Source organism: Arthrobacter sp. ISL-72 (genome assembly GCF_018613755.1).
GTDB lineage: Bacteria > Actinomycetota > Actinomycetes > Actinomycetales > Micrococcaceae > Arthrobacter.
In genome coordinates this window covers 185,609-209,085 of record NZ_JAGGPP010000001.1, presented here as the reverse complement: position 1 = coordinate 209,085, position 23,477 = coordinate 185,609, and the positions used below count along the sequence as shown (strand labels likewise).

Annotated in this window: 20 protein-coding genes and 1 riboswitch; of the genes, 6 read left to right on the top strand and 14 right to left on the bottom strand. The window is 67.1% G+C overall.

From position 1 onward, the window contains the following. The 5 genes from J7I92_RS01010 to J7I92_RS00990 form a co-directional block, all read right to left on the bottom strand. Entirely contained in the window at positions 1-1,173 is a 1,173-nt protein-coding gene (locus tag J7I92_RS01010; protein ID WP_214836111.1) for an ABC transporter substrate-binding protein, read from the bottom strand. Positions 1,174-1,576: 403 nt separating this feature from the next. Then, complete coding sequence (locus J7I92_RS01005) at positions 1,577-1,915, bottom strand: hypothetical protein (protein WP_214836108.1); 339 nt, start codon at positions 1,913-1,915, stop codon at positions 1,577-1,579. A gap of 55 nt (positions 1,916-1,970) precedes the next feature. After that, a complete protein-coding gene (locus J7I92_RS01000) occupies positions 1,971-2,330 on the bottom strand; it encodes a hypothetical protein (RefSeq protein ID WP_214836105.1) in 360 nt (119 codons plus the stop codon). Between the two features lie 112 nt (positions 2,331-2,442). Continuing rightward, positions 2,443-3,735, bottom strand: a complete 1,293-nt coding sequence (locus J7I92_RS00995) for an MFS transporter (protein ID WP_214836102.1) — start codon at positions 3,733-3,735, stop codon at positions 2,443-2,445. 26 nt (positions 3,736-3,761) lie between these two features. After that, positions 3,762-4,985: a M20 family metallopeptidase gene (locus J7I92_RS00990; protein ID WP_214836099.1), complete on the bottom strand. Its 1,224-nt coding sequence runs from the start codon at positions 4,983-4,985 to the stop codon at positions 3,762-3,764. A 144-nt stretch (positions 4,986-5,129) separates the two neighbouring features. Between J7I92_RS00990 and J7I92_RS00985 the strand changes: the two genes are divergently transcribed. Both J7I92_RS00985 and J7I92_RS00980 read left to right on the top strand, forming a co-directional pair. Next, positions 5,130-6,161 carry an Lrp/AsnC family transcriptional regulator gene (locus J7I92_RS00985; RefSeq protein WP_214836096.1) on the top strand — a complete coding sequence of 344 codons (1,032 nt, stop codon included), beginning with the start codon at positions 5,130-5,132 and terminating at the stop codon, positions 6,159-6,161. A 123-nt stretch (positions 6,162-6,284) separates the two neighbouring features. Beyond that, positions 6,285-7,778 (top strand): MFS transporter, encoded by a 1,494-nt coding sequence (locus tag J7I92_RS00980; protein WP_214836093.1) that lies wholly within the window; start codon positions 6,285-6,287, stop codon positions 7,776-7,778. Here the strand turns inward: J7I92_RS00980 and cycA are convergent. Further along, entirely contained in the window at positions 7,750-9,255 is a 1,506-nt protein-coding gene (cycA, locus tag J7I92_RS00975; protein ID WP_214836090.1) for a D-serine/D-alanine/glycine transporter, read from the bottom strand. The genes J7I92_RS00980 and cycA overlap by 29 nt on opposite strands. A 791-nt stretch (positions 9,256-10,046) precedes the next feature. Between cycA and J7I92_RS00970 the strand changes: the two genes are divergently transcribed. Then, positions 10,047-11,948, top strand: a complete 1,902-nt coding sequence (locus J7I92_RS00970) for a DEAD/DEAH box helicase (protein ID WP_214836087.1) — start codon at positions 10,047-10,049, stop codon at positions 11,946-11,948. Positions 11,949-11,963: 15 nt separating this feature from the next. Here J7I92_RS00970 and J7I92_RS00965 read toward each other — a convergent pair whose 3' ends face one another. Continuing rightward, positions 11,964-12,614, bottom strand: a complete 651-nt coding sequence (locus tag J7I92_RS00965) for an MBL fold metallo-hydrolase (protein WP_214836085.1) — start codon at positions 12,612-12,614, stop codon at positions 11,964-11,966. A 279-nt stretch (positions 12,615-12,893) separates the two neighbouring features. Between J7I92_RS00965 and J7I92_RS00960 the strand changes: the two genes are divergently transcribed. Together J7I92_RS00960 and J7I92_RS00955 are read left to right on the top strand one after the other, a co-directional pair. Continuing rightward, positions 12,894-13,829: an ABC transporter ATP-binding protein gene (locus J7I92_RS00960; RefSeq protein WP_214836082.1), complete on the top strand. Its 936-nt coding sequence runs from the start codon at positions 12,894-12,896 to the stop codon at positions 13,827-13,829. Further along, positions 13,826-14,563, top strand: coding sequence for a hypothetical protein (locus J7I92_RS00955; RefSeq protein WP_214836079.1), 738 nt, complete (start codon positions 13,826-13,828; stop codon positions 14,561-14,563). The genes J7I92_RS00960 and J7I92_RS00955 overlap by 4 nt, the downstream gene beginning before the upstream one ends. Before the next feature lie 9 nt (positions 14,564-14,572). Here J7I92_RS00955 and J7I92_RS00950 read toward each other — a convergent pair whose 3' ends face one another. The 3 genes from J7I92_RS00950 to pulA all read right to left on the bottom strand — a co-directional run bounded on the left by J7I92_RS00950 (position 14,573) and on the right by pulA (position 19,436). After that, positions 14,573-15,586 (bottom strand): aldo/keto reductase, encoded by a 1,014-nt coding sequence (locus tag J7I92_RS00950; RefSeq protein ID WP_214836076.1) that lies wholly within the window; start codon positions 15,584-15,586, stop codon positions 14,573-14,575. Positions 15,587-15,604: 18 nt separating this feature from the next. After that, positions 15,605-16,282, bottom strand: coding sequence for a nucleoside/nucleotide kinase family protein (locus J7I92_RS00945; protein ID WP_214836073.1), 678 nt, complete (start codon positions 16,280-16,282; stop codon positions 15,605-15,607). A gap of 76 nt (positions 16,283-16,358) precedes the next feature. Next, the gene (gene pulA / locus J7I92_RS00940; protein WP_214836070.1) at positions 16,359-19,436 is read right to left on the bottom strand and encodes a pullulanase-type alpha-1,6-glucosidase; all 3,078 of its coding nucleotides are present in this window, start codon (positions 19,434-19,436) and stop codon (positions 16,359-16,361) included. A gap of 194 nt (positions 19,437-19,630) precedes the next feature. Between pulA and J7I92_RS00935 the strand changes: the two genes are divergently transcribed. Further along, entirely contained in the window at positions 19,631-20,716 is a 1,086-nt protein-coding gene (locus J7I92_RS00935) for a LacI family DNA-binding transcriptional regulator (protein WP_214836068.1), read from the top strand. On the opposite strand, the gene J7I92_RS00930 is transcribed toward J7I92_RS00935, so the two are convergent. The 4 genes from J7I92_RS00930 to J7I92_RS00915 form a co-directional block, all read right to left on the bottom strand. Beyond that, a complete protein-coding gene (locus J7I92_RS00930) occupies positions 20,658-20,996 on the bottom strand; it encodes a multidrug efflux SMR transporter (protein WP_214836065.1) in 339 nt (112 codons plus the stop codon). The two genes, J7I92_RS00935 and J7I92_RS00930, sit on opposite strands and share 59 nt — an antisense overlap. Further along, entirely contained in the window at positions 20,996-21,319 is a 324-nt protein-coding gene (locus J7I92_RS00925; RefSeq protein WP_214836063.1) for a multidrug efflux SMR transporter, read from the bottom strand. The genes J7I92_RS00930 and J7I92_RS00925 overlap by 1 nt, the downstream gene beginning before the upstream one ends. 9 nt (positions 21,320-21,328) lie before the next feature. Continuing rightward, positions 21,329-21,395: riboswitch (guanidine-III (ykkC-III) riboswitch) on the bottom strand. Between the two features lie 209 nt (positions 21,396-21,604). Beyond that, positions 21,605-22,252 (bottom strand): hypothetical protein, encoded by a 648-nt coding sequence (locus J7I92_RS00920; RefSeq protein WP_251039293.1) that lies wholly within the window; start codon positions 22,250-22,252, stop codon positions 21,605-21,607. A 124-nt stretch (positions 22,253-22,376) separates the two neighbouring features. Further along, positions 22,377-23,462, bottom strand: a complete 1,086-nt coding sequence (locus tag J7I92_RS00915) for a LacI family DNA-binding transcriptional regulator (RefSeq protein WP_214836061.1) — start codon at positions 23,460-23,462, stop codon at positions 22,377-22,379. Positions 23,463-23,477: the final 15 nt, after the last annotated feature.

Sequence of the window (23,477 nt, the reverse complement as noted above, 5' to 3'; positions counted from 1 at the left end):
TTAGTCCTTGCCGAGGCCGGCAGCACTGACCTTGCTGCCGCCGGCCTCAGCGGTGACGCTGTTCAGGGCGGTGAGGTCGAAGATGCCGTTGATGTCCGCCTGCTTGGTGGTGCCGGCGTCGACGCCGTCCTGCAGCAGCTTCTTGTAGGTTCCGGCCAGCGGATCCACCGTGAAGATGATGTTCTTCAGCGAGCGCTCGACGATGTCCGGCTTCAATTCCGCGCCGGACGCGTCCTTCAGGGCCGCGTTGATGACGGTCGATTTCTCGCCGGGGGCGGCGTCGTTGAGCCATTTCACGGCTTCGGCGTGGCCCTTGAGGAGTGCCTTGACGGTGTCCGGGTGCTCGGCGGCAAACTTCTTGTTCACGGTCAGGATGGTGGTGGGGAACTCGCCCGGCTTGCCCGTCAGGGATCCGTCCCACAGGTCCTTCTCGTCCACCAGGACCTTCGCGCCGGCCTGCAAAACCAGCCGGGACGCCCACGGCTCAGGCAGCCACGCGCCGTCGAGCTTGCCGTCCTGGAACAGCTTCAGGGTCTGCGCGTTCTCAGTCGGGTTGATGGCCACGTCGCCGCTGCCATCGGTATTGGTCTTGTAGCCCTGCCCCGCGAGCCAGGCCCGGAGCGCCACGTCCTGCGTGCCGCCCAGCTGCGGCGAGGCCAGGGTCTTGCCCTTCAAATCCGCCGCCGAAGCAATCCCGGGCTTCACCACCAGCTGCGCCCCGCCGGCCGCGGCGCCGGCGATGATGCTCACGGACTCGCCCTGGCTCTTGACGAACGAGTTGATGGCCGGGTTCGGACCGATGTATGCCGCGTCGATCGCGCCGGCATTCAGCGCCTCGATCGCGGCGGGCCCGGCGTTGAAAACCTGCGTGCTGAGTTTGGTTTCGCCCAGGTTCTTGGCGATGAAGCCCTGCTTGACTCCCACGAGGGCCGGGGCGTGCGTGACATTGCCGAAATAGCCCAGCTTCAACTCTGGGGCAGGGGTGCCGGTCACGGCCGCAACCGGCTGGGATCCGGTGTTGCCGGCCAGCGAAGACGCCACGACCGCCCCTCCGGCGATCAGGGCGACGAGGCCTGCGGCGATGCCGATGCCAAGGGCGCGCTTGCGTTTGGCCTTGGGGGCTTGGCCCGCAACGATGCGGGTGGATCCTTCGGGGTTCTGATGCGACGACATGGGGATTCCTTCACGATTGCGAACGTGGATTGCGGTGCGTGGGACTGAGATTACGGTCCGGCTTCCGCCGGTATCAACGGTTCTCGACGCGCGCGTTCATTGGCGTTCACGCAGTGACTCAGGACGTCATCCAGAGCCCCTGATCAGGCGGCTGGCGGGGCTGCCAGGTATCCGGGCGTCACCTGACGTAACGGCCGTCGTCGTACTTTTCCATCCGCTTTTCGACCCGACGGCCGCAGCGCCTCAACCTGCTGAAGCCCTTGAGTTTTTGTCCAGATAACGTGCTTTGGAGGCACTCCAAGTCGCGATAAATGGACAAAAACTCCAGTGGGGGGAGCGTTCCATGGGTTAAACGCGTGGCGGGCCGGAGTCTCACCGGCCCGCCACGGAGAAACGGAGAAGATTAGTTGCAGAGCTGCCCGAAGGTGGCTCCGGCTTTTTGGTAATCGGCCTGAAGCTGGGCCACCTTTGCGGCGTCGGGGGATTCCTTCGCGGATTCGTCCGCGTAATCCAGGATCGCCTGCACGGCGGGCTTGAGTTCATCGGAAGCACCGGCCACGATGGGGCGGAGCTTGTTGCCCAGGATGACCATTCCGGTCCTGCCGGCGCTGGCGCTGGGGTCGGACACAACGATCTTGAGCCGGTCGCAGGTTTCTGCGGTGGTCAGTTGCGCCGGTGCGGAGCAGGCGGACGCGGAGAGGATGAGCCCGGCGGCGAGCAGGGCCGTGGTGAGTTTCTTCATGGTTCCCTTGGTAGGTTGCTGTCGCTCGATTGTATGCAGATCCCGCCGGGGACTCCTAGGTTGAGGCGATTCGCAGGGCGTGATCGGCCTCGGCCGGCGTCAGCTCTCCGGCGGCGGTCCCGAGGAACTTCCAATGACTGACCACGCCGTCAGGAGCCGTGACGGTCCCCTTGCGCAGAGCCCGTTCTATCCGGCGCCGCACCTCGGATTCGTGTTCCGGCTCCGTGGCGAACACTACCCTCAGCAGAACCGTTCCGCCGTCCCTGCTGGCCCGGGTGTGGTGGGCGGCCAAGGGGCAGGGCGCCGGGTGGTCCCAGCCGCCGCATAATTCCAGGGTGACGGCACCGCCAGGGGCTCCGAGATCGCCGTTGGGAATCATGCGCACGGCGGCCTCATGTACATACGGTGCGCGCATGGCTTGATTCTCCCACACGGGTCAACAGCTAAAGGCCGCCACCAGCTAAATGTTCAACAGCTAAGGGCCGGGCGGCCAAGCCGCCCGGCCCTTAGTCCTTGTCTCGAAAGACTTAGTGGGTCAGGTCCTTGCCCTTGGTCTCCGGGATGGTGAAGACGAACGCGATGCCAATCAGCAGCAGGAGGACCGCGTAGACGTTGAACAGGCTCGCCTGTCCGACCGTGCCGAGCCAGGTCTGCAGGTAGGGGGCCGTGCCGCCGAAGACTGCGACGCAGATGGAATAGGGGACGCCCACCCCGACCGTGCGGATCTTGGTGGGGAAGAGCTCCGCGTAAACAGCAGGAACGATGGCGGCGCTGGCTGCAATGAAGAACAGCATCACTGACATCGAGACGGCCAGCTGCCAGGGGGAGTCCTTCAGGAGCCAGGTCATCGGGAAGTGCAGCAGGGCTGCCCCGGCGGAGCCCATGATCAGGACCGGCTTGCGGCCGATGCGATCGGACAGCTTGCCCCAGAACGGCAGCGCGGCGATGAAGACGATGTTGGCGATGACACCGGCCCACAGGGCTTCACCGCGGTCCATCTTGAGCGCTGTTGCGGCGTAGCTCGGAGTTACCACGCCCCAGATGTAGTAGCTCACTGTGAGGCCCACAGTCAGGCCGATGACCTGCAGGGCCTGCTTGCGGTGCCGCCAGATCTGCGGCCACATGGGCTGGTGCTTCTCTTTGGGGGTCTCGGCTTCGAAGGCCCCGGTTTCCTTCATGCGCGCCCGCATGACCAGGGCGTAGATGCCCAGGGCTCCGCCGATCAGGAACGGGATGCGCCAACCCCAGGCGTTCATGTCCGCCTTGCTGAGCATACCCGTCAGGATGGCGCCGAGCAGGGTGCCTGCCAGGATGCCGGCGGTGCCGGAGGTGTAGATCAGCGTCGCCCAGAAGCCGCGTTTTTCCTTCGGGGCCATCTCGGACAGGTACGTCTGCGACGACGGGAGCTCGCCGCCGTGGGCCAGGCCCTGGATGAGGCGGGCAACCAGCAGCAGCAGGGAGGCAAATGCGCCGACGGCCTCGAAGGTCGGGGCGATGCCGATCAGCAGGCTGCCGAGGGCAGCGAGACCCACTGCGAAGGTCATGGACGTTTTGCGGCCGATCCGGTCCCCGATCCACCCGAAGACGAAGCCGCCGAAGGGACGGGCCACGAAGCCGACGGCGAAGATCGCCAGTGTGGACAGGACGGCGGACGTCGGGTCGGCGCTGCTGAAGAGCTGGCTGGCGATGAACGGGGCGAAGGTTGCGTAAATGGCCCAGTCGTACCATTCCACGGCGTTGCCGATGCCGGTGCCGATGAGGGTCCGCAGGTGGGACTTGTGAACCTGGACCTTGGCGGGGGTGCCTACGGTTGAAGTCATGTGATGCTCCAAAGATTGGTGGGAGGTCAGTTGCCCGCAGCCGCAAGGGCTGCGATACGGGAAACGGCGAGCTCGGCGTACAGGGCTGCACCGTCGGAGAGGACGCCGTCGTCGAAAGTGGCGTACGGGGAGTGGTTGAACGGGGTGGACGTGTGGTCCGCGCCCGGGGCAACGGCACTGAGCCCGATGAAGGTGCCGGGCACCTCCGCCATCACCCGGGAGAAGTCCTCCGAGCCGCTGAGCGGGGTGGCCCAGCGGGTGAGGCGTGAATCCCCAAACAGGTTCCGGATGGTCTTCTCGGCTGTGTGCGTCTCGTCCTCGTCCGTGACGCTGAGCGGATACTCCGAGCGGTAGTCGACGTCCACCTCCAGGCCGTGCGCTGCGGCAATGCCCTTGAGGAGGACCGGGATGGCGGTCATCATCCGTTCCCGGGATTCATCCGAGAAGGTTCGGATGGTGGCTTCGAAGCGCGCGGATTCGGGGATGACGTTGCGCTTGGTGCCGGCCTGCAGGAGGCCGACGGTGAGGACCACGGGATCGAACATGTTGAACTGCCGCGTGATCATCACCTGCAGGGCCGTCACCATTTCCGCGACGGCGGTGACCGGGTCCTTGGCCGAGTGCGGCGCGGAGCCGTGGCCGCCGGCACCAAGGACCGTGACAAAGAGTCCGTCCGAGGCACTCAGCATGACGCCCGGCTTGGTGCAGAACTGGGCGTACGGCTCCAGTGCGGAGAACACGTGCATGGCGTAGGCGGCGTCCACCCGGCGGCCGGCGGCATCCAGGACGCCTTCGCGGATCATGTGGGAGGCCCCGTCGAAGCCTTCCTCGCCGGGCTGGAACATCAGGACAACGTCCCCCGCCAGCTGGTCCTGGCGTTCGGCCAGGAGGCGGGCGGCGCCGGCAAGCATGGAGGTGTGGAGGTCGTGGCCGCAAGCGTGCATGGCACCGTCAATGCGTGAGGTGTAGTCGACGCCGGTGCGTTCCTGGACGGGCAGGCCATCCATGTCCGCGCGCAGCAGGACCGCCGGCTTCCGGGACGAAGCGTGCGGTGCGCCGCCGCGCAGGACCGCGGTGACCGACGTCGTGCTTTCCCCGAGGGTGATTTCGTAGGGCAGTCCGTCCAGCTCCTTGAGGACTTTTTCCTGGGTGCGGGGAAGGTCCAGGCCGATCTCGGGCTCCCGATGAAGCTCATGGCGGAACCGGGCAATTTCGCCTTGCAGTTCCTTGGCATCGGCGGCGATAGACATTGCACTCCTACTTTCCGAACGATTGGTAAGTGACCTGCCATCCATTGTGGAGTGAGCTGATTCACAGGGAAGCAAATGGCCCGAAAAATTCAAAAGTATGATGGTTTTCGCAGGATTCGCGCATTGGAGAGGAAGGATGGCCAGTTGGACGTTAGCGAAGACGATCTCCACCTCATCAACGCGCTGCAGATCGCACCCCGGATCAGCTGGTCCGATGCAGCCGGCATCCTGGGCGTGCACGCCACCACGCTGGCTGCCCGCTGGGACCGGTTGCGGGCATCCGGCGCCGCTTGGACCACGGCTCACCTGATCGGCGATCCCAAACAGATGTGCCTCGCACTGGTGGACGTGGACTGCGAGATGCGCCAGCGCGCCGACGTCACGGCGGCCCTCGCAGCCATCCCGGAAGTGGTCACGGTGGAGGAAGCCGCCAGCAACCGCGACCTGATGCTGACGGTCATCACGCCGACGCTTGGCCGCTTCAGCGACGCCGTGGTGCCGCAGCTCAAGGAGATCCCCGGCCTCCTCAAATACCGGACGTCCCTCTGCACGCGGCTGCATGTGGGCGGCTATGCCTGGCGCCTCAATGTCCTGGACAAGGCCCAGCAGAACGCCCTCAAAGCATTCGCCGGGCCCGAGGCGTCCGGCACGGCGCCGCCCGCCGTGCCGGGTGCGCCGCTGCCGCAGAGCCACCTGGACCTGGTTCCGTTCCTCGCGCAGGACGGCAGGGCGACGGCGGCGGAGATCGCCCGGAGCCTGGGCCGCAACCCGGCCACCGTCCAGCGGCAGCTGAACCGGGTGCTGTCCAGCGGTCTGCTGTCCTTCCGCTGCGAGATCGCACAGCAATATTCGGGCTACCCGGTTACGTGCCAGTGGTTCGCCAACGTTCCGCCCGGCGGGCACGAGGCCGCTGCGGCTGAGCTGCGCAGCTTCCGCAACGTCCGGCTTGCCGCATCGACCACCGGCCGAACCAACTTCGTGATCGTGATGTGGCTGCATTCGCTGGCCGACGTGATGAACGCCGAACTCGCCCTCCAGCAGCGGATTCCCGGGCTGGAACTGGCCGAAAGCGTCGTGGTCCTGAGCGCGGCCAAGAGGGTGGGGTGGATGCTCAATCCGGACTCGACGGCCAGCGGGGCAGTTGTTCCGGCGGTCGGGCTCGGGCTGGAGGGGTAGCCGCTTAACCGTGTCCCTCCTGTTGCGCGCCGCAGGCGTCCGCGGACGTCCGGCAGGCGTCCGGTAGGCGCCCACCCGGTAGGCCAGGCATTACACTCGGGCAGGTAAGCCCGGGCGATGCCCATGACTACCGATCAGGCCACCACCGTGCAACGAAGCGCCCCCGCCTCCGCCCCCGAGGCCGCAGGAATCCTGCACCGCCACTACCTGCTGGTGATGTCCGGCGCGTGCGCCTTGGTTTTCCTGGCTGCCTTCGAGTCCCTGGCGGTCACCACCATCATGCCGCTGGTCAGCCGGGAACTTAACGGTGCCGGGCTGTACGCCCTGGCCTTTGCAGGGCCGCTGGCCACGGGCGTGATCGGCATGGTGGCTGCCGGCAACTGGTCCGACCGGCGGGGACCTGTGGGGCCGCTCTACGCCTCCGTTGCGATGTTCGTGCTGGGCCTGCTGATCGCAGGCACGGCAGGAAGCATGGCGGTCCTGGTGGCCGGGCGCCTGGTGCAGGGCCTGGGCGGCGGCGCCATGACGGTGGCCCTGTACGTCGTGGTGGCGCGTGTCTACCCTCCCGTGCTGCACCCGAAGATCTTCGCCGCCTTCTCCGCAGCGTGGGTCATTCCGTCGCTTGTGGGGCCCTTCGCCGCCGGCATCGTGGCGCAGGCCGCCAGCTGGCACTGGGTGTTCCTGGGCGTGGTGGGGCTGGTGGTGCCGGCCCTCCTGATGATCGTGCCGGCCCTGCGCGGGCTGCGACCTGCCCCGGCAAAGGCCGACGGCCCCGAGTCCAGTGCGAATGAGAAGCGGGGGTCCTACGGCCGGCTGGCGTGGGCTGCCCTCGCGGCGCTCGCCGTCCTGGGCCTGAACCTTTCCTCACACGTTCCGGTGGCCGGCGGCGCGCTGGCCACGGCCGCCGTCGTGATCGCCGTGATAGCGGTGCGGCCGCTGGTGCCGCCCGGCACCCTGCTGGCCCGACGCGGGCTGCCGAGCGTCATCCTGGCCCGCGGTTTGGTCTCGGCGGCGTTCTTCGGGGCCGAGGTGTACCTGCCGTACCTCCTGGTGGAGCGGTACGACTATTCACCTACCTTCGCCGGGCTGACCCTGACGTTCGGGGCGCTGGCCTGGGCCGGCGCGTCCGCTGTCCAAGGCCGGCTCGGCACCAAGCTCAGCCACGTCCGCGCCATGCGGATCGGATCGGCGATGGTGCTTGCCGCCGTCGTCCTTGCCCTGGTGACCACCGTCCTGGGCTGGCCTGCCGTCGTCGCGATTGCCGGCTGGATTTCGGCCGGCGGCGGCATGGGCCTGATGTACCCGCGCCTCAGCGTGATGACCCTGGCCCTGTCCACGCCGGACACCGAGGGGTTCAACAGCTCGGCCATGTCCATTGCGGACTCCCTCGGCGGCGCGCTGGCCCTGGCCACCACCGGGATCGTGTTCAGTTCCTTATCGATAACGGCAACGGCAACGACGACGGCGGGCGGGGTTTCGGGCGCTTCCTTCGCAGGAGTGTTCGCCCTCACGGCCGCCATCGCCGTCGTCGCTGTGGTTGTTGCGCCGCGCGTTGCCGCCCGCAGGAAGCCCTGGCCGGACCGGAATCCTAGCTCAGGGCAGCGGTCTTGTCGGTAGAGGTGACCTTGCCTGCGGCCGTTACGGCCTTCCACTCTTCAATCCGTGCCTGCTGGAGCGGGCTCTTCCGGTTGAAGTACCAGGCTGCGCCCAGAATCAGGAACCAGAGGGGAGCAACCACCAGGGCAAGGCGGGTGTCCTCCGCCTGGGCCAGCGCCACGAGCATAAAGACGAAGAAGGCGAGCACCACGTACGGCATGAAAGCGCCGCCGGGCATCTTGAAAGCGGACACAGCGTGCAGTTCGGGCCGGCGGCGGCGGAACACGATGTAGCTGATCAGGATCATGGACCAGACGAACATGGTGAGCACCGAGGCAACCGAGGTGACCACCGTGAAGGCGCCGATGACGGAATCGCCCGAGTACAGCAGCACCAGTCCGGCCAGCAGGAAGATGCAGGAGAACAGCAGGGCGTTTTGCGGAACCTTGCGGACGCTCAGCTTGCCGAAGGCCTTCGGTGCGTTGCCGTCCTGGGCCAGGCCGTAAACCATGCGCGACGTCGAGTAGATGCCCGAGTTGGCGCTGGAAGCCGCGGAGGTGAGGACCACCAGGTTGATCACCACAGCGGCGATGCCCAGACCGGCCAGGGTGAACATGCCGATGAACGGGCTGCTGGCGGCGTCGATGCTGCGCCACGGGTTGACCGCCATGATGACCACCAGGGCGCCTACGTAGAAGAGCAGGACGCGGATGGGGATCGAGTTGATGGCGCGCGGCAGGTTCTTCTCCGGGTCCTTCGTTTCAGCGGCCGCGGTGCCCACCAGTTCGATGCCGGCGAAGGCGAAGATGGCGATCTGGAAGCCGAGGATGAAACCGAACATGCCGTGCGGGAACATGCCGCCGTCGTTCCACACGTTGGCGAGGCTGGCCACCGCACCGTTGGGGGAGGTGAAGTTCGTTGCGATCATCACGACGCCGGTGGCGATCAGCGCCAGGATGGCAACCACCTTGATGATGGCGAACCAGAACTCGGCTTCACCGAAGGCCTTGACCGTGGGGAGGTTCAGCAGGATCAGCACAACGGGGGTGATGAGTGCGGGGATCCACAACGGGGTTCCGGGCGCGAGCTTGTCGACGTACCCGGCAATGGCGACGATGTCCGCCACGCCGGTGACAACCCAGAAGAACCAGTAGGACCAGCCGGTGAAGAACCCGGCCCATGGGCCCAGGAGGTCACCGGCGAAGTCGCTGAAGGACTTGTAGTTGAGGTTGGAAAGCAGGATTTCGCCCATGGCCCGCATCACGAAGAACAGCATGAAGCCGATGAGCATGTAGACGAAGATGACGGACGGGCCGGCGAGGGAGATGGTCTTGCCGGAACCCATGAACAGGCCCGTACCAATGGCGCCGCCAATGGCCAGCAGCTGGATGTGGCGGTTGCCGAGTGCGCGGGCAAGGTGCGGTTCCTGGCTGTGGCCGCCTCCGCTGGTTTGTTCCGTTGCAGTGTTCCTGGCAACCGTGGTGGTGCGTTCAGACATCAGTGCTTCTTTCCTTGTCTCAGGCGGACGGTGTTACAGGGGTCTGCCCTGGGGGCAGGGTGCATCGCCGTCCGCACGGAGCCGTCACGACTGTGACGGAGGTAACAGTTGGGGGTGGATTAAGACTAGGTGCCGGGTTGCGGCCTTTCCGCCGCGGGCCGTTGCTACTCGGGCCGGGTGGCATCGACCAATTTCGACGGCGGCGGGTCTGGCGGCGCCGCCGGCTTCCGGCCGGGAAAGGGCGTGCTCCGGCGTGGTGCCGCGCTGGGCGTATAGGGCGTGCCCTCCCTGTCTTCGTCTGCCGGAAGGGCGGATCGGGCGCCGTCCGTGTCGTTTGCCCCTCGACAAACGTCGAGACTCAAAGCATCAAGTGTAGTCCGTTGTTGGGCGCTCCACGGTCCTCCCGGGGGAGCCGGGTGGTATGGGCTCAAAAGCGCCGCAGGTGCCGGCCAGGGTCCGCACGGCACGCCCTGCCCGGGCTCGGAAACGCGGAGCGGTCGCGCCGGATGCTAGACTGGTGAAACTTGATGTGCAGTGATGCCCACTTTGCGTTCGGTTGACCGGCTTCGGTTCGTCAACCGGATCCCCCAAGGTTTAGACCGGCGGGAGTGGGTTTTTTCATGTGAGAGGCACATCCTGCGTCGATGAACGCGTTCCATTTGGTCCCGGCCGCCGTCCTGCAAGTGGCAGCTGGCTGGTTGATCACCTGACTTTTCTTCGGCGAACCCTTGGCCCAACCGGCGCCGGGGGCCGATATCCGTATGGATACCGCCTGAAAGACCTTTGACTACATGACTACTTTTGCTGCCCTCGGCACGCCCAAGGCCCTTGCCGACACCCTCACCGCCCAGGGAATCGAAACCCCGTTCCCCATCCAGGTGAAGACCCTCCCTGACACCCTGGCCGGACGCGACGTCCTGGGCCGCGGCCGCACCGGCTCCGGCAAGACCATCGCCTTCGCCATCCCGCTGGTGGCCCGCCTCGCTGAACGCGAAGCTGCCTACTTCCGCAAGCCCGGCCGTCCCATGGGCCTTGTCCTGGCTCCCACCCGCGAGCTGGCCACCCAGATCAACGCCACCATCGAGCCGCTGGCCAAGGCCGCTGGCCTGACCACCACCGTGATCTACGGCGGCATCTCCCAGGCGCGCCAGGAAAAGGCCCTGCGCGCCGGCGTCGACATTATCATCGCCTGCCCGGGCCGCCTGGAGGACCTGATCCGCCAGCGCATCCTCACCCTCGAGGCCGTGGAGATCACCGTCCTGGATGAGGCCGACCACATGGCCGACCTCGGCTTCCTGCCGGTCGTCAAGAAGCTCATGGACATGACCCCGAGCCAGGGCCAGCGCCTGCTGTTCTCCGCCACCCTGGACAACGGCGTGGACAAGATCGTCCAGCGCTACCTGTCCAACCCGCTGACCCACTCCGTGGATGACCCGCAGGCCGCGGTGACCACCATGGAACACCACGTGCTGGTGGTCAACGACCAGACCGTCAAGAAGCAGCTGATCGTCGAGCTCGCCTCGGGCTCCGGCCGCCGCGTGCTCTTCATGCGCACCAAGCACCACGCCCGCAAGCTGGCCAAGACCCTGACCGACGCCGGCATTCCCGCCGTCGACCTGCACGGCAACCTCTCGCAGAACGCCCGTGACCGCAACCTCGCCGAGTTCTCCTCCGGCGACGTCCGCGTCCTGGTGGCCACCGACGTCGCAGCCCGCGGCGTCCACGTGGACGACGTCGAACTGGTCATCCACGTTGACCCGCCCACCGAGCACAAGGCATACCTGCACCGCTCCGGCCGTACGGCCCGTGCGGGTTCGGACGGCACCGTGGTCACGCTGACCCTGCCCGAGCAGCAGTCGGACGTCAAGAAGCTCATGAAGGCTGCCGGCGTCGAGGTCAACTTCGAGCGCGTCACCGCCAACTCCCCGCTGGTTGCGGAACTCGTTGGCGAAATGGCCGACAAGATCGATCCCCGCACCCGCGCCGCACTGCTCGCAGCGAAGGCCGCTCAGCACGGCGGCGGCACCTCCACCGGTGCCAACGCCGAACGCAAGCGCGCCCGCCGCCAGGCGGCACCCACCGCGGGCGGCCGCGGCGGACGTGGCGGACGCGGACGCGTTTCGGCTGAGGCGCCCCGCACGGACCTTCCCCGCGCAGAGCGCCGCGCCGTCGCCTATGAAGGCCAGGCCGCTGCCCGCAACGCCGCTGAACGCGTTGCCGAGAAGAACCAGGACCGCGCCGACGCCGAGCGCGCCGAGCGCCGCAATGCACGCGGCCGTGGCCGTTCCACGGCGTACTCGCACCACAACGATGTTCCCGCAGCAGGCGGCCGTGCATCGGCCGGCCGCGGGTCTGACGCACGTGCGACCGACGGCCGTGGCGACGCCCGCGGCGGCGCAACCCGCACCAGTGCACCCCGCGGTGGCGCACCCCGCAGCGGTGGCGCGCCCCGCACCGGCGGAGCAACGGGTGGCCAGCGCAGCGGACGTCCGGCAACGGGCCAGCGCGCCGCTGCCGGCAGCAAGTCCGGCTCAGCAGGCGGCAACGCTGCAGTCTGGTCCTCCAACACCGGCGGCACCTCGGGCGGTTCCTACTCCGGCGGCGGCAACGGCCGCTCCAGCGAAGGCCGTCCGGCACGCAGCGGCCCCCGCCGCGCGTCGGCTCCGGCGTCGAACGAACGCCGCGGCCGCTAACTAGCAGCTGCCGGCCTACCAGCCGCGGGCGCGCCACTCCGCCAGGTGCGGACGCTCCGCACCCAAGGTGGTGGGCTTGCCGTGGCCCGGATGCACCACGGTGTCATCCGGGTACACGTCGAACAGCCGCTCGCTCACGTCGGTCATCAGCTGGTTGAACCGATCGGGATCCTTCTGGGTGTTGCCCACGCCGCCCGGAAAAAGGGAGTCCCCGGAGAAGATGTACGCAGGGCCTTCCGGGTCCTGGTACACCAGGGCGACCGAACCCGGAGTGTGTCCACGGAGATGTACGGCGGTCACATCGAAGCCGTCGAAGTTGCCCACGTCCCCGTGGTCCAGCAGCACGTCCACCTTCACCGGCAGCTCCGGGGCGTCATCCTTTCCGGCGGCGGTCTTCGCTCCGGTGGCTTCCACCAGCCCCGGCAGGGCCCGCACGTGGTCCCAGTGCTGGTGCGTGGTGGCAATCAGCGCCAGCTTCGGCGGCGCTGAACTGTCCGCGGCCGCATCCGCGAGCATCGTTTGGATGGCGGGCAGGTCATCCGCGGCATCGATCAGCAACTGCGCACCGGACTCCTTGGCGGTGAGCAGGTAAACGTTGTTGTCCATCTCGCTGACGGAAATTCGGCGGATGGTGACGTCGCGGAGTGAATGAATGAGCGTTTCCATGCGCATCAGTCTACGAAGTTGAGCTACGAAGGTTGAGCGCTGACGCTCTTGCAGGGCCGCCGGCTTTCTGCGGATTCCAGTATCGGAATGCGGAGGGCCGGCGTTTCTGCGTTTAATCAGCAAACCCCGCGGTCCACCCCGGCAGGACCCACCCCATAGCCGGGCCGACCCCCGGCAGGACCCAAGCCCTCCCGCGGCGCAAGTCATAGCGACGCAATGCGCAACCGGGCAACCGTGGTAGCTTCCGCTAAGAAGATTCCTAGGGGAGGAACGCTTATTTTGGCGTCGCAGTCTGAAACCGGAGCCGGTATTGCCTTTATCGGCGTCACAAAGTCCTACGGGCGGCGGGTGGTGGTGGACTCGGTGAGCTTCATCTGCCCGCCCGGTTCCATCACCGGGTTTCTGGGCCCGAACGGTGCGGGAAAATCGACAACCCTCCGTATCGCCGCCGGTCTGAGCAGGGCGGACGCCGGCGAAGTCCTCTTCGCCGGGCGCCGGCGTCGTGACCTGGAAAACCCCGGACGCTGCATCGGGTTCGTGCTGGATCCCACCGCCCTGCATCCGGGACGGTCCGTGCAGGAAACCCTCAAGCTCAGTGGCCTGCTCCTTGAGCTCCCCGCTGCCCACATCGACGAAGTCCTCGTCCTGACCGGACTGGTTGCTGTCCGGCGCAAGCGGGTCGCGGCGCTGTCCCTCGGCATGCGCCAGCGGCTGGTCCTGGGCCTTGCCATCCTGGCAAAACCGCAGTTCCTAGTCATGGACGAACCCACCAACGGGCTGGATGCGGACGGTGCCGTGTGGGTGCGCAATTTCCTGACGCACTTCGCCTCTGAAGGCGGGACGGTGCTCCTGTCGAGTCATCTGCTCCGGGACGTGCAGGCTGTGGCGGACCACATCGTGATGATCGACAGGGGCCGCATCGTGGCCGCCGGCGGCGTAGCCGAATTCAGCACAGGCGTCGGAACCAGGGTGGCAGCAGCGGAACCTTGGCGGCTCGCGGAGGTGTGCTCGAAGCAGCAGTGGCCGTTCCGCCGCGATGGCGACACTTTCCTGGTGGAAGCGCCGCCGGAAGAGATCGGCCTGGCCTGCCTGGAGCATCGGGTGGCTCTCATTCACCTCTCCAACGTCACCGAATCGGCGTTGGAAGAGAAATTCCTTGCCCTGACCTCCGGCGAATTCGCCAGCCGAAACAACTCCTTGGAGTCCACCGCATGAGCCGCCGCATCAGTTTCGCCCTGCTGACCTGGGTGGAGATCAGGAAGCTGCTGGACACCCGGAGTTCCCTGGCTATCCTGGCCGTCCTGACCGCTGTCGCCGCGGCCCTTGTGGTGGGCTTCGCCCTGTTCAGCCAGAGCAACGGCACGGCGGTGACCTTCGCGGGGCTCGCGGGAAGCATCGGGCTCTTCACGGCGCTGGCGATGCCCCTGATCGGGATCCTCGGAATGACATCGGACATCGCCCACCGCACCACCCACGTGTACTACCCTTTGCTCGGCGGCAGGAGCGGCCAGTTCTGGGCGAAAGTGACGGCAGCCGCGGCCGTCGCGCTCGCCTTGCAGCTTTTCGTGTTGCTGCTCCTCGCGGCAGTCGCCGCGGCTGCGATGGGGAACGCGGCCGCTCCCGAAGTGTTCCGCGACGCCGCAGGGACCACCGCGCGGGGAGTGGTGTCGTGCCTGTTGAGCACCATGTTCGGCGTCGCCCTGGCTGCGGCCATCCGGCGGACCGCCCTGGCGATCGTCGCCGTCATCCTGGTCACGCTGGTGGGCAACGGCCTCATCCTCACGCTGCTGCCCGACGCCAGCGGCTACTTCAGCACGCTCACGGCCGGGGCCGCCCTGGTGGGTGGCCCCGAGGCGCCGTCGGCGCTGGAGGTGATCACATCGCTGGCGATTTGGTATGCGCTGCCATTGGCCATCGGCTGGTGGATCACCGAAAACGGCGAAGCCTGAAGCCCCTCCCTACTCGCGGCCCTGCGACACCCAGTTGGGGTCCGCTGAACGGGAGCCGACGACGGCGTCCGCGGCGGCGTCGAGCTTCTCCAGCTGCGCCTGGGTGAAGTTGAGCCCCAGTGCGCCGAGGTTCTCGTCAATCCGTTCCGCCTTGCGGGTGCCGGGGATGGGGACCACCGGCAGGCCGAGCCGCCTGCCCTGGGCGAGCAGCCAGGCAAGCGCCACCTGGGCGGGGGTCGCAGGGAGACCTGCCACGGAGTGCTCAGCGGCGACGGACTGGACCGCCGCCACCACCACCTGGTTGGCGTCCGCGGCGGATTCGGCAAAGCGCGGAATCTTCCGGCGGAAGTCGTCGCTGCCCAGCTGCGACGCGTCCACGGTGCCGGTCAGGAATCCGCGGCCCAGCGGCGAGTAGGGCACGAAGCCCACGCCAAGCCCGGCAGCAGCGGGAACAACGTTGCGTTCCACGTCGCGGCTCCAGATCGACCACTCGCTCTGGACGGCGGCGATGGGGTGGATGCTGCTGGCCTCCCGCAGTTCCTCCGCAGTCACTTCCGACAGGCCGAGGTGCCGGACCTTGCCCTGCTGCACCAGCTCCGCCATGGCCTCCACCGTTTCCACAATCGGAACGCGGAGGTCGCGGCGGTGCATGTAGTAGAGGTCGATCGTGTCCGTCCCCAGGCGCCTGAGGCTGGCCTCCACCGCCTGCCGGACGTGGATGCGGTCACCCCGGATGTCCGTGTACCCCGCCGAGGGCGTGCCCACCAGCCCGAACTTGGTGGCCAGCTGCACTTCATCCCTGCGTTCCTTGAGCAACCGGGCGATGAGCTCCTCGTTGCTGCCGCCGCCGTAAATATCCGCGGTGTCGATGAACGTGACGCCGGCATCCACCGCATGGTGGAGGGTGCGCAGGGCATCGTTCTGGTCGACGTCGCCGTAGACCGGAGTGAGGGCCATTCCGCCGAACCCCAGAGGGCTGACGTTGAGGCCGTCGCCGAGGTGGACCGGAGTTGCTGTTGTCATGACGGTTCTCCTTGTTGGTTACGTCCAGGGAATGACTCGGTCCGCGGCAGCGCGGGTGGTTTCGACCAGCCGGGCGTTGGCTTCATCCGAGCCCGCGGCCCATGCCTCCGCCGCTAACCGGTCCATGCCAAAGTGCATATGCCGGTCCACCAGCCGCCGCAGGCGCAGGTCCGCGGGAGTGTCCATAAACCAGACCTCGTCGAGCTGCGCGCGAATCTGCCGCCAGACGGGGTGATCCACCAAAAGGTAATTCCCTTCGGTGATCACTAGCTGCACGGACGCCGGAACGGCGATGGAAGCCGCCACCGGTTCGTCGATCTGGCGGCGGAAATCAGGGGCGTAGACCACGGGCTCGTCCCGCAGCGCCAGCCGGCGCAGCAGCGAGAGGTAACCGCCGGCGTCGAAGGTGTCGAGTGCACCCTTGCGCTGCCGCAGCGGGGTGCCGTCGATGATCGCGTTGCCCAGATGGAATCCGTCCATGGGCACCACCACGGCCGCGCCTGCACCGAATAGGCGGTGCAGGCCGGCCGCGAACGTGGATTTGCCGGAACCCGGCGAACCGGTGATGCCGAGCAGCATCCGCTGCCCTGATTCGAGTCGGGCGCGCAGCTCCGCCACAGCCGCCGTTACGGCCGGATGCTGGACCGCGCCATCCAGGGGCAGCACAGGGTTCGGGTCCACCGGGGAGGTTGCCATGGCCACCAGCCTAATCCGGCTGCCGGGCCTCGCGGGTTTCCCGTCGCCCTGCAGCTGCTACTCATCCTGGAACATTTTACTTGTCCTGAAACACCGCCACAGTGCGGGCGGGCACGGTGAAGGTTCCGGTCGCCGGGTCGTGGACGGCCGACTTGACCACTGAGTCGATGCCCGCTGCCTGTATCGGGTGGAGGGCGTAAGCGGACCCTGCCGTCCCGGCAACTGTCTGGTTCACTGCCTCATCCGAGGCGTTGAAGACCACCACCAGGCCGCGCAGGTTCTTGTCCACGTCCGTGCCGACGGAATCGTCAATGCGCATCACCACCACGCCCGGGGTCTGTTCGGGGCCACCGGCCGGGAAGGAGACCTTCTGCTGGACCAGTCCGGCCTCGCCCAGGTGGAACAGCGGCGTGCTCTTGCGGATCTGCAGCAATTCGGCCGCCCGGCCGCGGGCTTCCGCGATCTCCGCTGAAGCCGGCTTCTGCGCCGGGTCTGCCAGCAACGGGCGCATGTAGTCGTACTTGTCCTCGTTGTCAGTTTTGGGCGGCAAGCCACGGCCGAAGCCGTTGGTGGCATCCGTGTGGTCCAGGACGTTGAACCAGTCGCCGGAATCGTAGCTGTTGCGGTCCAGGGACTTGCTGCGCAGCGATTCGCCTCCGGCGTGCCAGAAGGAGATGCCCTGGCCGAAGGCTGTGGTGCTGAGGGCGAGAGTCTGCATCCGTGTCCGGTCGGCCATTGCCGTGTGTTGGGGAAGCTTCAGGGCAAGGGCGTCGAACAACGTCTCGTTGTCGTGGGCTTCCACGTAAGTGACGGCCTCCTGCGGGTCGCTCGCGTACCCGGCAGGGGCGCCGTTGTACGGCACCGCCGCACCCGTAACGGTCGCGCCCGTGCGGTCAATGAAGGAGTAGTCCTTCAGGTTGCCGGTCAGGCCCACCTTCACAAGGTCCTGGGCGAGGAGCAGGGCGGCTTTTTGCTGTTCGGGGGTGCCGTTGGCCGAGGAGCCGTTGGGATCCGTGAAAAGGCCGGAAGCGAATCCCTGAACCCGCGGATCCGGGTCGAACGGGCTTCCGCCGCGGACGGCGTCGCGCAGGCGGTCGTTGAACGTGCCGATGCCCGTTCCGGCCATGTTCGCCTGGGTGGCCTGGACGAACCTGGCGTTGTTGGCCACTTCGCCGAAGTTCCAGCCCTCGCCGTACAGGGTGATGTTCTTGCCGTCCACTCCGTCCCTGGCCAGGGTCAGCTTATCGAGGGCTGCCCTGACGTCCAGCATGTTCTGCTTGGAGTGGTGCCCCATGAGGTCAAAGCGGAAGCCGTCCAGCTTGTAAGTCTTGGCCAGGGTCACCAGGGAATCGATCATGAGCTTGCCCATCATGGCGTTCTCGGTGGCCGTGTTGGCGCAGCACGTGGACGTCTCGAGGGATCCGGTGGCGGCATTCAGGCGGTGGTAGTAGCCCGGAACAATCCGGTCAAGGTTGTTGCTGCCGGACTGGCCGGCACTCGAGGTGTGATTGTAGACAACGTCCTGGATCACCCGCGCCCCCGCGGTGTTGAGTGCGGCCACCATGCCGCGGAATTCGGTGATCCGAGTGGCTCCGTCCGGGTTGGTGGAATAGGAGCCTTCAGGCGTTGTGTAGTGCAGGGGATCGTAGCCCCAGTTGAAGCCGTCCTTGGCTGCCGTCCCTGCCACGCAGGCCTGCTGCTCCTCTGAATCGGACGGAAGGGCAGCGAGGTCACAGAGCGGTTCACGCTGCTCGCTGCGGCGCTCCTCGATCGTGCCGATGTCGTTGACGGGCAGCAGGTGGACCGCATTCATCCCGGCGTCCACCAGTTCCCGGATCCGACTCATGCCTTTGCTGCCGGGGTCAGTAAACGCCTTGTACGTGCCACGGTGCTCGGCCGGAACTGACGCATCGGTGATGGAGAAGTCGCGCACGTGCAGCTCATAGAGGGAGAGGTCCTCCGGCTTGCCGAGCTCCGGCTTCTTCAGTTTGCCCCAGTTGTCCGGTGCCAGGGACTTGTCCTCCAGGTCCACAAAAAGGCTGCGTTCGGAGTTGGCGGAAAGGCCAACGCTGTAGGGGTCGGTGACGAGGTTCCGCTCGACCTTGCCGGTTTCCGGGACGAAGACCTCTACCTCGTACAGGTAGTAGGTGCCGTTCCAATCCTTGTCCCCGGTGACGGACCAGACGCCGTCCCTGGCGGGTTTCATGGCCTTGCTGGACACGGGGCTGCCACCGGATCCGGAGGCGTACGTGTGGACGGTGACGCTGCGGGCCGTGGGGGCCCACAGGGAAAGCTCCGGGCGCTTGCCCTTCCACGCCAGTCCGAGTTCCTGCTCCGCCGCTCCTTGGTAGAGCATGTCCAGGACTCCGGGGATCTGGACTCCGGTAGTGGCTGTGACCTTGCCGTCCGTCCCGATGGCGGCCACGAGCAGCTGGCCTTTGAGCAGGTCCTTGGCCCGGAGCGCGTCCTCCTCCCCCAGCCGCAGGGAGGCGAGGCCAGCCAGATGGGGATACTTGGCCGCCAGGCCGGCCTCCAGCGCTTCGGCATCCTGCTCGAGCGGTAGGAAAGTGCCTCCGGTGATCTGTCCGTCAGCAACGGTCAGGCCGCCGTCGGGAGCGCTATAAAGCCGGTACGTGGTTCCTTCGGCCGCGGGGGCTTGCCATGCGATGGTGTCCGCCGTCAGCCAGTGAGCCCCGGCATCGGCTCCCAGCGCATCCGGGACGTCGTTGCTGAGGGTGTGGCTGGCGTGGTCGTAGGTGAAGGTCACGGGTCCTCCCGGGGCGGTGAGCACGATGTCGCCGCCTCCGGCCACTCCGCCTGTGCCGTAGTTCTCGTCCCATGAATTGTTGAGGGCAACCTTCATGCCGTAGGTGCCTGCGGGGATCTCGAAGGTGGCTTGGTACAGGGTTGCGGATCCCGCCACCGGCAGTAGCCTGCTGGCGATGCACTCCGGCTGCCAGTCTCCGGGGCAGCCGATTTCGGACTGCAGCGATCCTACGAGCGCCACGGCCTCCGGCACGGCTGTGTGGTCTGCAAACGCTGGGAGGGCAAGGGCTCCCAACGCCAGGGGAGTGACACAGGCCGCTGCCAATGCAGCCGCGAATTTCCTGTTAAGGGTGGGTGGGGGCCCGGGCGGGCGCGAGTGACGAGTCATGGAAGACCTTCCTTGGCAATGCCCCAGAACGGCATCAGCGGTGAGCGGGGATACCGACGAGCCTAGGTATCCGTTCTCAGCACGTCAACCATTTACTGAAAATTTCACGCTTTGTTTTCATGAAACGCAGCACGCGGCTTCCGTACACTGGAAATACGATGACTTCCGGACGGCCGTTCCGGTGAAGGAGCCTGATGAGCATGACTGGGGGCGGGACGGAACCTGCTGCAGCGGAGCGTCCTAAACTGGAGGACCTCGCACGGAAGGTCGGTGTCAGCATCGCCACCGTGTCGCGCGTGGTCAATGGCCGCAAGGGCGTTTCACGGGAGGTGCGGCAGGCAGTTCTCGCCGCGATGGACGACCTGGGCTACGAGCGCCCGGACCGTGCCCGCAGCGCCACCAGGGGACAGGTGGGGATCATCGTCCCGGACCTGACCAATCCCATTTTTCCGGCAATTGCCCAGGCCGTGGTTTCGCTCCTTTCCCAGGAGGACTTCATTCCGATCATCTGTGCCCTGCCGGGCGGCGGACGCTCGGAGGACGAATACATTGAGATGCTCGTGGGGCAGGAGGCGTCCGGCATCATTTTCATCTGCAGTGCACACGCCGATGGCCAGGCCAGCCTGGAGCGCTACCACCGTCTGCGCGGCCGCGGCGTCCCGTTCGTCCTTGTCAACGGCGCCCGGCCGGAACTGGCAGCTGCTTCCGTATCCAACGACGACGCCGCGGCAATCAGCACGGCGGTACAGCACCTTGCCAGCCTGGGGCACCGGAAGGTGGGGCTGGCAATCGGGCCCCACCGCTTCATTCCCAGCCGGCAGAAGCTGGCCGGATTCCGCTCCGCCCTCGCCGAGTACCTGGGTACCGATGACCCGGAACCTCACACGGCCACCAGCATGTTCACGGTGGAAGGCGGTCAGAGCGCGGCCAATGAACTCCTGGACTCCGGCCACACCGCGATTGTGTGTGGCTCCGACGTCATGGCGCTGGGCGCCATCCGCGCGGCGCAGTCCAGGGGATTGCGCGTGCCGGAAGACGTGTCCATCGTCGGCTTCGATGATTCCGCGCTGATGGCGCTCACCAATCCGCCGCTGACCACGCTCCGTCAGCCTGCCGCCGCGATCGCCCACGCCGCCGTCCATGCACTCGCTGCCGAAATTGCCGGCGAACAGTCAACGCGCTCGCCGGTGGTCCTGGCGTCCGACCTTGTGGTGCGCGGCTCTACCGGTCCTGCGGCAGGCGCTTCAGACCCGCAGCGCAGCCCACGATCCCGGCGATGAACAGCAGTTTGAGCGGGCTGGCGGGCTCGACGCCGGTGGCCATGGCCCAGCCCACGGTCAGGGCAGCGCCGATCCCCACCCAGACGGCGTAGGCGGTCCCGAGCGGGATGGTTTTCACGGCGGTCCCAAGGCCACTCATGCTCAGCGCGGCCGTGACCGCAAAGATGGCGGTGGGCAGGGCCTGGGAGAAGCCATCGGACAGCCCCAGGGCGGTGGCCCAGACCGCCTCGAGGACGGCGGAACCGAGCAGGGTCAGCCAGGCAATCGTATTCTTGGTCATTACGCCACCACCTTCAGGCCCACAACGCACGCGGCGATCCCGGCGAGCAGCAGCAGCCGGGCCGTCGTCGCGCGTTCCGCCTTGGTGACGATCGCGTACGCGGAGGTCATCACCACGCCCACGCCTACCCAGACCGCGTAGGCGGTACCGGTGGGAATGGACTGCATCGCGATGGCGAGGCCGCCGGTGCTCGCAATGACGGAAACCAGGAAGATTACCGTGGGCAGCACGCGGCGAAGGCCTTTGGTCTGGGAAGTGCGGTGCAGCGCTGCGGCCCACACGGCCTCGAGCGCCCCGGAGAGAATGAGGATTAACCACGACATGACAGATCCTTTGGCCAGTCTTGTCGCGTGCCGGGTACTGAACCGTCGTCCGGAGGTTCCGGAGGGGGAACCTTGATCCCAGCGTAGCAACGCCCGACGCCGGGAGGCGACCGTTGGTGGTTAAGGTCACCCGTGGGGGAACCGGGCGGTTCCCCCACGGGCACGCGGGATCCGCGCTCCTCGACAGAGCGGGCAGGAACCGCTGTAAGAACCCTGGGTCACAGGGAAGATTGGATGATCACTGGGATGACGGTACCGCCGGCAACCGTGCGAGGAAAAGGCTCCCTACGCAGTGGGGGCGGCGTGTGGGCTCGGCGGGCCGTGGGGGATCGTCGGCCGGTGCGGAATTGACGAGGCGAGGGCAAGCACAATGACGAATGACGCGCCCAGGACGCCGACCCAGGCGCCGCGGGGTTCGGTCAGGGCGAGCGCGGGACCGGCAATCCCGGGCCCGGTCAGGGCAAGTAGTGCGGTGAGGGCGGCGCTGACGAGGCCACAGACGAGCCTGGCCCAGAGCGGCCCTCGACCGGAGAGCGCGTAGCCTCCGCCGAGCCCCATCAACGCGACCGCAATGGCGCCCCCACCCAGCCCTTGAGTCAGTAGCGCCTCAACTGCGCCGGGCATAAGCAGAGGGGCAATGGCGAAGGCCAGCGGCGCAAGGGCCAGCCACCGCCAGCCCCGCCGCCCGCCTGCGCGCCGCAGTGCTTCCGCCCAGCCCAAAAGTCCCCCGGCAACAGCTCCAGGCACAAGGATCGCGCCGAAGGTTCCCCACCAGCTGAAAGCGGACGCGGGACCGGCGAGCTCCACCATGTAGCCACGGAACCCTGCGGCCCAGGCAATCCCGCAGATCACACCAGCCGCAACCGGCGCCGCACTTCTATGGCGGGCCGGGCGGGCCTCAGGTGAAACTTGTACGGACGCTTTTTCGGACATGATCGGCTCCACAATGCGCAGTGTGGCCGTTCGGTCGCTGCCGCCCAGCCGTGCAGGGTCACCGAATGGTCTTGGCTTTGATTCTCCCATCCTCCGCGGGACAATGCGGCGGCTGCGGGAATGCTCAAGGTGCAGCGAGTGGCAACGGAATCCGTTCCACGACGCGCGGCGCAAGGAGGAGCTGCCTTTCCGGGCCCTCTCCACGGCTCAGCAGCGAGGCTCCGCTGCCGTCCAATTCGTGCGTCAGCACGCGGATGACGTGGCGCGCGGCCTCCTCCACGGGCTGGGCGACACTGGAAAGCCCCAGTGCGGCAGCCACGGGAGTATCGTCAAAGCCCACAACCGCTGCCTGTCCGTCCGGCCCGGCAGGGCCTCCGCCGCGGAGGAATGCCCCGGGCCGTGATTCCCGGAGCTGCCCCATGGCCCCCAGCGCCAGTGAGTCGCTGGAGCAGACCATGGCCGTGGCACCCCTCGATGCCAGCACGGCCGTCCCGGCTGCTCCGCCGGCAACAGTGTCTTCCGCCTCCACGTTGAGCGTGACCAGATCCTGGCCGTATCCCGCCGCGCTCATGGCGCGCTTCCAGCCCAGCCGGCGGTCGTTCCCCACCGGGCTGCCCGTGTGCCAGCCCAGGAACCCGATTCTCGTGTGGCCCTGCGCCAGCAGCATCTTCACTGACCCTTCGGTTCCGGCGGCGCCGTCCACGTCCACCCAGGGGTGGTCGGCAGCGACGGGTTGTCCGGCCGAATCCCAGGGCCGGCCGAAAACAGCGAAGGCCGTGCCGCGTGCGTGCAGCCAGCGGGTCCGCGCGTCGTCCGGGGTGCTGGAGGTCAGGATGAAGCCGTCCAGGCCGGCGACGTCGAGAAGCTGTTCGTACTGGCGAATCTCCTCCTCGTCCGACTCTGCGCAGAACAGCGTAAGCCGGTACCCCGCCGACTGGGCCGCCTCCGTGAGCGCATGCAGGAAGCGGTCCAGGATGGCGCCGTTGATGCCGTCCGTGGCGGGCAACAGCCGCATGCCCAGGTTCATCGACCGCTGGGTGCGCAGCTGGCGGGCAGCGGCCGAGGGCCGGTAGCCTGCTGCGGCGATGGCGGCCTGCACGCGCTCCCGGGTGGCAGGCTTGACCCTGTGCGGAGCATTCAGCACATTCGAGATGGTCTGCCGCGACACGGCAAGTTCGCTGGCCAGGCTGGCGAGGGTGGGCCGGGACAAGGGGGCTCCTCAAGA

What these genes read in the sequence shown, in the direction of transcription:
- J7I92_RS00965 (WP_214836085.1), bottom strand. Translation starts at nt 12,614, where the DNA reads ATGGAAACGCTCATTCATTCACTCCGCGACGTCACCATCCGCCGAATT.
- J7I92_RS00980 (WP_214836093.1), top strand. Translation starts at nt 6,285, where the DNA reads ATGACTACCGATCAGGCCACCACCGTGCAACGAAGCGCCCCCGCCTCC.
- J7I92_RS01010 (WP_214836111.1), bottom strand. Translation starts at nt 1,173, where the DNA reads ATGTCGTCGCATCAGAACCCCGAAGGATCCACCCGCATCGTTGCGGGC.
- J7I92_RS00920 (WP_251039293.1), bottom strand. Translation starts at nt 22,252, where the DNA reads ATGTCCGAAAAAGCGTCCGTACAAGTTTCACCTGAGGCCCGCCCGGCC.
- cycA (WP_214836090.1), bottom strand. Translation starts at nt 9,255, where the DNA reads ATGTCTGAACGCACCACCACGGTTGCCAGGAACACTGCAACGGAACAA.
- pulA (WP_214836070.1), bottom strand. Translation starts at nt 19,436, where the DNA reads ATGACTCGTCACTCGCGCCCGCCCGGGCCCCCACCCACCCTTAACAGG.
- J7I92_RS01000 (WP_214836105.1), bottom strand. Translation starts at nt 2,330, where the DNA reads ATGCGCGCACCGTATGTACATGAGGCCGCCGTGCGCATGATTCCCAAC.
- J7I92_RS00925 (WP_214836063.1), bottom strand. Translation starts at nt 21,319, where the DNA reads ATGTCGTGGTTAATCCTCATTCTCTCCGGGGCGCTCGAGGCCGTGTGG.
- J7I92_RS00950 (WP_214836076.1), bottom strand. Translation starts at nt 15,586, where the DNA reads ATGACAACAGCAACTCCGGTCCACCTCGGCGACGGCCTCAACGTCAGC.
- J7I92_RS01005 (WP_214836108.1), bottom strand. Translation starts at nt 1,915, where the DNA reads ATGAAGAAACTCACCACGGCCCTGCTCGCCGCCGGGCTCATCCTCTCC.
- J7I92_RS00935 (WP_214836068.1), top strand. Translation starts at nt 19,631, where the DNA reads ATGAGCATGACTGGGGGCGGGACGGAACCTGCTGCAGCGGAGCGTCCT.
- J7I92_RS00995 (WP_214836102.1), bottom strand. Translation starts at nt 3,735, where the DNA reads ATGACTTCAACCGTAGGCACCCCCGCCAAGGTCCAGGTTCACAAGTCC.
- J7I92_RS00955 (WP_214836079.1), top strand. Translation starts at nt 13,826, where the DNA reads ATGAGCCGCCGCATCAGTTTCGCCCTGCTGACCTGGGTGGAGATCAGG.
- J7I92_RS00930 (WP_214836065.1), bottom strand. Translation starts at nt 20,996, where the DNA reads ATGACCAAGAATACGATTGCCTGGCTGACCCTGCTCGGTTCCGCCGTC.
- J7I92_RS00945 (WP_214836073.1), bottom strand. Translation starts at nt 16,282, where the DNA reads ATGGCAACCTCCCCGGTGGACCCGAACCCTGTGCTGCCCCTGGATGGC.
- J7I92_RS00970 (WP_214836087.1), top strand. Translation starts at nt 10,047, where the DNA reads ATGACTACTTTTGCTGCCCTCGGCACGCCCAAGGCCCTTGCCGACACC.
- J7I92_RS00990 (WP_214836099.1), bottom strand. Translation starts at nt 4,985, where the DNA reads ATGTCTATCGCCGCCGATGCCAAGGAACTGCAAGGCGAAATTGCCCGG.